At 66.2% G+C, this 7,678-nt stretch carries 6 protein-coding genes; all 6 read left to right on the top strand.

Translation table 11 applies throughout. The annotated features are described in order from the left end of the window. Nucleotides 1-93 precede the first annotated feature (93 nt). The 6 genes from ACFXMF_RS32420 (at nt 94) to ACFXMF_RS32395 (ending at nt 7,672) form a co-directional block, all read left to right on the top strand. On the top strand, nt 94-1,077 hold the full coding sequence (locus ACFXMF_RS32420; RefSeq protein WP_360314593.1) for an ABC transporter permease: 984 nt from the start codon (nt 94-96) through the stop codon (nt 1,075-1,077). 61 nt (nt 1,078-1,138) lie between these two features. Next, nucleotides 1,139-2,266: an ABC transporter ATP-binding protein gene (locus tag ACFXMF_RS32415; protein WP_360314595.1), complete on the top strand. Its 1,128-nt coding sequence runs from the start codon at nt 1,139-1,141 to the stop codon at nt 2,264-2,266. A 41-nt stretch (nt 2,267-2,307) separates the two neighbouring features. Then, nucleotides 2,308-3,441 (top strand): oligopeptide/dipeptide ABC transporter ATP-binding protein, encoded by a 1,134-nt coding sequence (locus ACFXMF_RS32410; RefSeq protein ID WP_360314597.1) that lies wholly within the window; start codon nt 2,308-2,310, stop codon nt 3,439-3,441. Nucleotides 3,442-3,933: 492 nt separating this feature from the next. Further along, nucleotides 3,934-5,580 (top strand): ABC transporter substrate-binding protein, encoded by a 1,647-nt coding sequence (locus tag ACFXMF_RS32405; protein ID WP_360314599.1) that lies wholly within the window; start codon nt 3,934-3,936, stop codon nt 5,578-5,580. A 159-nt stretch (nt 5,581-5,739) separates the two neighbouring features. Further along, complete coding sequence (locus ACFXMF_RS32400) at nt 5,740-6,669, top strand: ABC transporter permease (RefSeq protein WP_360314601.1); 930 nt, start codon at nt 5,740-5,742, stop codon at nt 6,667-6,669. After that, on the top strand, nt 6,662-7,672 hold the full coding sequence (locus ACFXMF_RS32395) for an ABC transporter permease (protein ID WP_360314603.1): 1,011 nt from the start codon (nt 6,662-6,664) through the stop codon (nt 7,670-7,672). Before ACFXMF_RS32400 ends, ACFXMF_RS32395 begins: the two co-directional genes overlap by 8 nt. Nucleotides 7,673-7,678: the final 6 nt, after the last annotated feature.

The following is a 7,678-nucleotide window of genomic DNA, read 5'->3' as shown; positions in this document are numbered from 1 at the left end:
ATTCGGGCTAGGGGACCGTCACGTCGCCTCGGTGAACACTACGGTCCGGCCGCATCGACCTTCCGGGGCACATCGCGGAGGAAGACCGGCCTCATGCTTCGATTCCTGGTCCGGCGGCTGCTCGGCGTAGCGGCGATCCTGCTTGTCGTCAGCCTCATCACGTTCTACCTGTTCTTCGCCGCGTCCGGCGCCGACTCGGTCGTGCGTCTGTCGTGTGGCAAGAACTGCACGCCCGAGATGCGCGAGACGGTCCGGCAAAACCTCGGCCTGGCCAAACCGCTCCTGGAGCAGTATTGGATCTTCGTGTCGGGGATCTTCACCGGTCGCAACATCGGTGAGCAGACCTGCAACTTCCCGTGCCTGGGCTACTCGTTCGCGAACAACCAGAACGTCTCGCACACGGTGGCCGACCGTTTCCCGACCACCGTTTCGCTGGCCATCGGCGCGGTCGTGCTGTTCATGACGCTCGGTATCGGACTCGGTGTCCTGGCCGCGATGCGCCGGGGCAAGAAGACCGACAAGGTCGCCACCGGCTTCGCGCTGCTGAGCGGTTCGGCGCCGATCTACGTGCTCGGGCCGGTCTTCATCTACATCTTCGTCCAGCAGTTGGGCTGGATGGATCGACCGCAGTACCACCAGTTCACCGACGATCCGCTGTTGTGGGCGTCGGGACTGTTGTTGCCATGGATCTGTCTGATGACCATCCACATGGCGATGTACGTCCGCCTCACCAGATCCACGATGGTGGACGTGTTGTCCGAGGACTACGTACGAACCCTCAAGGCCAAGGGCCTGTCCGGCCGCAGCGTCTACATCAAACACGCCTTCCGAGGCGCGCTCAGCCCGATCGTCACCGTGCTCGGTGTGGACATCGGGGTGTTGATGAGCGGCACGATCATCACCGAGAGCACCTTCAGTCTGCACGGCATCGGAATGCTCGCGGTCACCTCGGTGACCGACTCCGACCTGCCGATGATGATGGGCGTGGTGGTCATCGCGGCCACCTTCACGATGATCGCGAACCTCGTGGTGGACATGTTGTACGTCGTCATCGATCCCCGGGTCCGGCTCTCGTGAAGGGCGGCGTCCGATGAGTCCGCGTCACCGTCCAGTAGCCGCAGGGGCCGAGGAGCAGGGCATGGCCGCGAGTACCGAAACCACCGCCGAGCAGCCGACGGGCAAGGGCAAGGGCAAGGGAGCCCCGGAACCGCTCGGCCGGCACGCGGGTGCCGCCGAGGGCGGCTCCGACGCCTTCCTGTCGGTCCGCGACCTGCGGGTGCACTTCTCCACCGACGACGGCGTCGTCAAGGCCGTCGACGGGTTGTCCTTCGACGTCGAGAAGGGCCGCACGCTCGGCATCGTCGGCGAGTCCGGTTCGGGCAAGTCGGTGTCCTCGCTGACCATCCTGGGCCTGCACAACCGGGAGAAGACGAAGATCGAGGGCGAGATCCGGTTCGACGGCAACGAACTGGTGAAGATGCCCGAGCGCAAGCTGCGCGATCTGCGCGGCCGGCGCATATCGATGATCTTCCAGGACCCGCTGACCGCGCTGTCACCGTTCTATACGGTGGGTGAGCAGATCGCCGAGTCGTATCGCCGGCACATGGGCGCCAATCGGCACGACGCGCACGCCCGCGCGATCGAGATGCTCGACCGGGTCGGGATCCCCAATCCCAAGACGCGGGTCAACGACTACCCGCACCACTTCTCCGGCGGCATGCGCCAGCGCGCGATGATTGCGATGTCGCTGGTCTGCGACCCCGACCTGTTGATCGCGGACGAGCCGACCACGGCGCTGGACGTGACCGTGCAGGCGCAGATCCTGGATCTGCTGCGCGATCTTCAGGACGAGTTCGGCACCGCGATCCTGTTCATCACCCACGACCTCGGCGTGATCGCGTCGATGGCGCACGACGTGCTGGTGATGTACGCGGGGCGCAGCGTGGAGAAGGGCACCGTGCGCGAGGTGCTGAAGAACCCCCGGCATCCGTACACGTGGGGGCTGTTGTCCTCGATGCCCAACCTCTCGGGCGACGTCGACATCCCGCTGCGGCCGGTCCGCGGCACCCCGCCGAGCCTGCTGGCGCCGCCCTCGGGCTGCCCGTTCCACCCGCGCTGCGACTACGTCGACGTGGTGGGCGGCGACAGCTGTTCGACCGAGCGTCCCGCGCTCACGCTGGCCGAGGGTCGCGGGGCGGCCTGTCACCTGACCGCCGAGGACAAGCAGCGGATCTTCATCGACGACGTCCGCCCGCTGCTCGGCTGACCGCTGAAGCTCGGCCGATGGCAGAAAGCAGGAGAACGACGATGACCGAGACGATCAGCGAGTCCCCGGCGCCCGCCCCGGACCCCGCGCCGCAGGCGCCCGGCGAGCCGCTGCTCGACGTCCGGGGACTGGTCAAGTACTTCCCCGTCAAGGGTGGCGGCCTGGTTCGGCGCAAGATGCTCAACGTGCGGGCGGTGGACGGGATCGACCTGTCCGTCGCCCCGGGGGAGAGCGTCGGCCTGGTCGGCGAGTCCGGCTGTGGCAAGTCCACCACCGGCCGGCTGATCAGCCGACTGTTGGAGCCCACCGGCGGCAGCATCCGCTACGACGGCACCGACATCACGCACGCGACCCGCAAGCAGATCGCCCCGATCCGCAGCCAGATCCAGATGATCTTCCAGGACCCCTACTCCTCGCTGAACCCGCGACAGACGGTCGGTGCGATCGTGAGTTCGCCGATGGAGGTCAACGGGATCGATCCCGAGGGTGGCCGAAAAAAGCGGGTGCAGGAACTGCTGGAGCGGGTGGGTCTCAACCCCGAGCACTACAACCGCTTCCCGCACGAGTTCTCCGGCGGCCAGCGGCAGCGGATCGGCATCGCCCGCGCGCTGGCGCTGCAACCGCGGCTGATCGTGGCCGACGAGCCGGTGTCCGCGCTGGACGTGTCGATCCAGGCCCAGGTGGTCAACCTGCTCCAGGGCCTGCAACGGGACATGGGCATCGCGTTCGTGTTCATCGCGCACGACCTCGCGGTGGTCCGGCACTTCTCCCAGCGGGTCGCGGTGATGTACCTCGGCAAGATCGTGGAGATCGCCGACCGCACCTCGCTGTACTCCAATCCGCACCACCCGTACACGCACACGCTGTTGGCCGCGGTGCCGGAGGCGGACCCGGACAAGAGCGCGAACCGGACACGGGTGCACGCCTTCGGCGACATGCCCAGTCCGATCAATCCGCCCTCGGGTTGCCGGTTCCGTACCCGCTGCCCCAAGGCGCAGGACGTGTGCGCGAACGAGGAACCGCCGCTGATCGGGATCGAGACGCTACTGGAGGGGCATCGCGTCGCGTGCCACTTCCCCGGACCACTGGAGGCCACCGCGAAGGCGGAGGAGACCATGCCCGAGGAGCGCATCGAAGCAGCCCTGGAAGCGGGCATCAGCTCCGACCCGGAGTAACGGCCGGTCGTTATATCGCACTCCCGAACGGGATGCCACCGATTTGGTGGCATCCCGTTTTTCGTGCTTTCCTGCAGGTCAGCTACGCGCGTTGAACCGCTCCGACCAGCCGGTCCGCGCCGCCGCGCCCGGGGGAGTATCGTCACGCTCAGTAGCGTTTCTCGCCTGTCGAGACGAGGTAGGGGCGTGCTATGGGTGTTCGTTCATCGGACTGTATGCTCCGGGCAGCGGTACATGGTGTCCGTTTGATACGGCTTCGGCACTGGTCTCATATGTCTGGGTTTCGAGATTGATCACGGATTTACGTGATCAAACTGAAACCTGCAGGGGATTGGTCGCAGCCAATCGGTGACGGATAGTAGATCCGCTTGTGCTCGGAACCTGGTCACGCGCTCGGGGGCGCCGACTCTACGAGCAGGCGTGACGGAAGCTTCCCGCTTGGGAGCCCCGTTGCACTTCACTTCGGTAGTGATTTCCACGAGGAGGCAACCCATGCGCGGAACAACGCGCGTGAAGTGGGTCGTCGGCATGGCCGTTCTCGGCCTGGCGGCGACTGCGTGTGGCAGCAGCGATGACGACAAGGGCAGCAAGGGCGGTGGCAGCGGGCTTCCCGCCGGTTACTACTCCGCCAGCAGCACCGAGCCGCAGAACCTGATTCAGCCGGCGAACTCGAACGAGACCGGTGGGTTCTACCCGCTGCAGCTCATGTTCCGCGGCCTGTACACCTACGACTCCAAGACCGGGCAGCCCGTGCCGGCCATGGCGCAGTCGGTGGAGAGCCCGGACTCGACGAACTACACCGTGAAGCTCAAGCCGGGGTGGACCTTCCACAACGGCGAGCCGGTCACGGCGAAGTCCTACGTCGACGCGTGGAACTGGGGCGCCAACTCCGACAACAAGCAGATCAACGCGAGCTGGTTCGAGCTGTTCGAGGGCTACGACGCGGTGCACCCGAAGGAGGGCGCGCCGACCGCGAAGGAGATGTCCGGTCTCAAGGTCGTGGACGAGAACACGTTCACGATCAAGCTGACCCAGCCGGTCTCGTCCTTCAAGTCGCGCCTGGGCTACGTGGTCTACGCGCCGCTGCCGGCCGAGTTCTACAAGGACCCGAAGAAGTACGGCGAGGCGCCGATCGGCAACGGTCCGTTCCAGCTCGACGCCGCCAACGGCGGCTGGAACCACAAGAAGTCGATCACGGTCAAGAAGTTCGACAAGTACGCCGGTGACGACAAGCCGAAGTCGAACGGTGTGCGGCTGGAGATGTACACCACGTACGACGCCGCCTACACGGCGCTGCGCGACAACAAGCTCGACGTGATCGACCAGATCCCGACGGCTGCCGTCGGCAGCTTCAAGAAGGACCTGGGCGACCGCGCGATCGAGGCGCCGCAGTACTCGATCCAAAAGATCGGCTTCCCGCTGTACGACGCCGGGTGGAGCGCGCCGGGCAAGGAGAAGGTCCGTCAGGGCCTGTCCATGGCGATCGACCGCGCGAGCATCGTCAAGGCGATCTACAAGGGCGCCGAGCAGCCGGCGACCGACTGGCTGGCCCCGAACATCCCGGGTTACAGCAAGGACATCACCGGCGACCTGACCAAGTACGACCCGGCCAAGGCGCGCGAACTGGTCGAGGCCGGCGGCGGCATCCCCGGTGGCACGCTCACCATCGCCACCAACGCGGACGGCCCGCACAAGGAATGGGTCACCGCGGTCTGCAACAGCATCAACGAGGCGCTGAAGAAGCCGAACGCCTGCGCGCCGAAGCTGTACCCCGAGTTCAGCGTGGCGCGTAAGGACATCACCGAGAAGAAGATGACCGGCGCGTACCGCACCGGCTGGCGTGGGGACTACCCGTTCCCGGACAACTTCCTCGCCGACATCTACAAGACCGATGCCGCGTCCAACGACTCGGGCTACTCCAGCCCGGTCTTCGACGACCTGGCCAAGCGCGCGATGTCGGCCTCGGACCAGACCGAGGGTGTCAAGCTCTGGCAGCAGGCCGAGCAGCAGATGGCGAAGGACGTTCCGTCCATCCCGCTGTGGTACTACGTGACCAAGGGCGGTTCCTCGACCAAGGTCTCCAATGTCCAGTTCGACCCGTACGGCAACCCGGTCTTCACCGAGGTCACCGTCAAGTAGTGAATCGGACATGACCCGACGCTGACCACGGTCCGGCCGCACCGCAACGGTGCGGCCGGATCTTGGCGGTGACGGGCCGGGCCGGCGTCGTGCGATCCATGGCGCCGGCCACTGGTCCGATCCCCCGCTTCGGGCCGACGACGACAGCAGGAGGCTGGTATGGGGCGATATGTCGTACGGCGGCTGCTCCAGATGATCCCGGTGTTCATCGGGACCACGTTCTTGATCTATTACATGGTGTATCAGCTGGGTGGCGACCCCATCTCGGCCATGTTCGGCGACAGAGGTGCCGACCCTGTCTTCGTGCGCCAGATGCGGGAAGAGTTCCACCTGAACGACCCGCTGATCGTGCAGTACTGGTACTACATCACCGACCTGCTCCACGGTGACTTCGGGACGAGCTTCAACGGCCGTCCCGTTGCCGACGAACTCAAGCGGGCCTTCCCGGTCTCGATCCGACTGGCGATGATCGCATTTGCGATCGAGGTCGTGGTCGGCGTCGGCCTGGGCCTGCTGTCCGGCCTGCGCCGCGGCAAGTTCGTCGACACGCTCGTACTCGCCGGCACGCTGGTGGTCATCTCGATCCCGGTCTTCGTGCTCGGCACCGTCGCCCAGTTCTGGCTGGGTTCGGAGTGGGGCATCTTCGAGGCCACCGCCACCGTGGGCGACGCGACCTGGAGTCAGCTCCTGCTGCCGGGCATCGTGCTCGGCTCGCTTTCCTTGGCCTTCGTCGCCCGACTCACCCGGACCAGCGTCGCGGAAAACATGCGCGCCGACTACGTCCGGACGGCGACCGCCAAGGGTCTGCCGCGCCGCCGAGTGGTCACCCGCCACCTGCTGCGCAACTCGCTCATCCCCGTGGTGACGTTCCTCGGTGCGGATCTCGGCGCCCTGATGGCCGGCGCGATCGTGACCGAGGGCATCTTCAACGTCGACGGTGTCGGCCGCCTGATCTACCTCGCGGTCACCAAGCACGAGAGCTCGACAGTGGTCGGCGCGGTGGCGGCATTGGTGATGATCTATCTGGTCATGAACCTGATCGTCGACCTGCTGTACGCCGTCCTGGACCCGAGGATCCGGTATGCCTGACATGAACAAGCAGCAGCGTGAACAGCTGCCGACCAGCAGCGACCAGCAGCCCCAATCCGCCATCGAGTTTCCCGGCAGTCTGCTCGCGGACGAAGAGGGCACGACGCTGGAGAAGCGCGGCGCGTACTCCGCACCGGACGCGCAGGCACCGCAGGACAAGCCCCGCGGGGCCTGGGCGGAGGCGTGGCGCGAGCTGCGCAACAGCCCGAGCTTCTACGTGTCGGGCATCCTGCTGCTGTTCCTGGTGTTCATGGCGTGCTTCCCGGGCGTGTTCACCAACATCGACCCGCGGCACTGTCCAATCCTGGACACCAACAAGGACCCGTCCGGCGACCACTGGTTCGGCACCAACGTGCAGGGCTGCGACGTGTACGCGCGCACCGTCTACGGTGCTCGCGCCTCGATCATCGTCGGTGTCGCGACGACCGCGCTGATCGTGGTCATCGGTGGTCTCATCGGTGCGCTGTCGGGCTACTTCGGCGGCTGGCTGGACACCATCCTGGCCCGCGTCACGGACATCTTCTTCGGCATCCCGCTGCTGCTGGCGGCGCTCGTGTTCATGAGCTCGGTCAAGGACCGCACCGTGTGGACCGTGGTGGCCGCGCTCGGTGTCTTCGGCTGGATGCAGATCGCGCGCATCATGCGCGGTTCGGTGATCACGGTGAAGAAGTCCGACTACGTGGTGGCGGCCAAGGCGCTGGGCGCCGGCACTCCGCGGATCCTCGGGCGACACGTGCTGCCGAACGCGATCGCCCCGGTGATCGTGGTCGCGACCATCTCGCTCGGCACCTTCATCGCCACCGAGGCGACGTTGTCCTTCCTGGGCATCGGGCTGCCGCCCACCGAGATCTCGTGGGGCGCGGACATCAGCTCGGCGACCACCGCGCTGCGCGACTCGCCGTACCAGCTGATCTTCCCGTCGATCTTCCTCTCGGTCACGGTGTTCAGCTTCATCCTGCTCGGCGACGCGGTGCGCGACGCCCTCGACCCGAAGCTCCGCTGAGGGAGG

This window comes from Embleya sp. NPDC059213 (assembly GCF_042754445.1).
Lineage (GTDB): Bacteria > Actinomycetota > Actinomycetes > Streptomycetales > Streptomycetaceae > Embleya.
The sequence above is the reverse complement of the archived record's forward strand: the minus strand, read 5'-3'. Positions and strand labels throughout refer to the sequence as shown.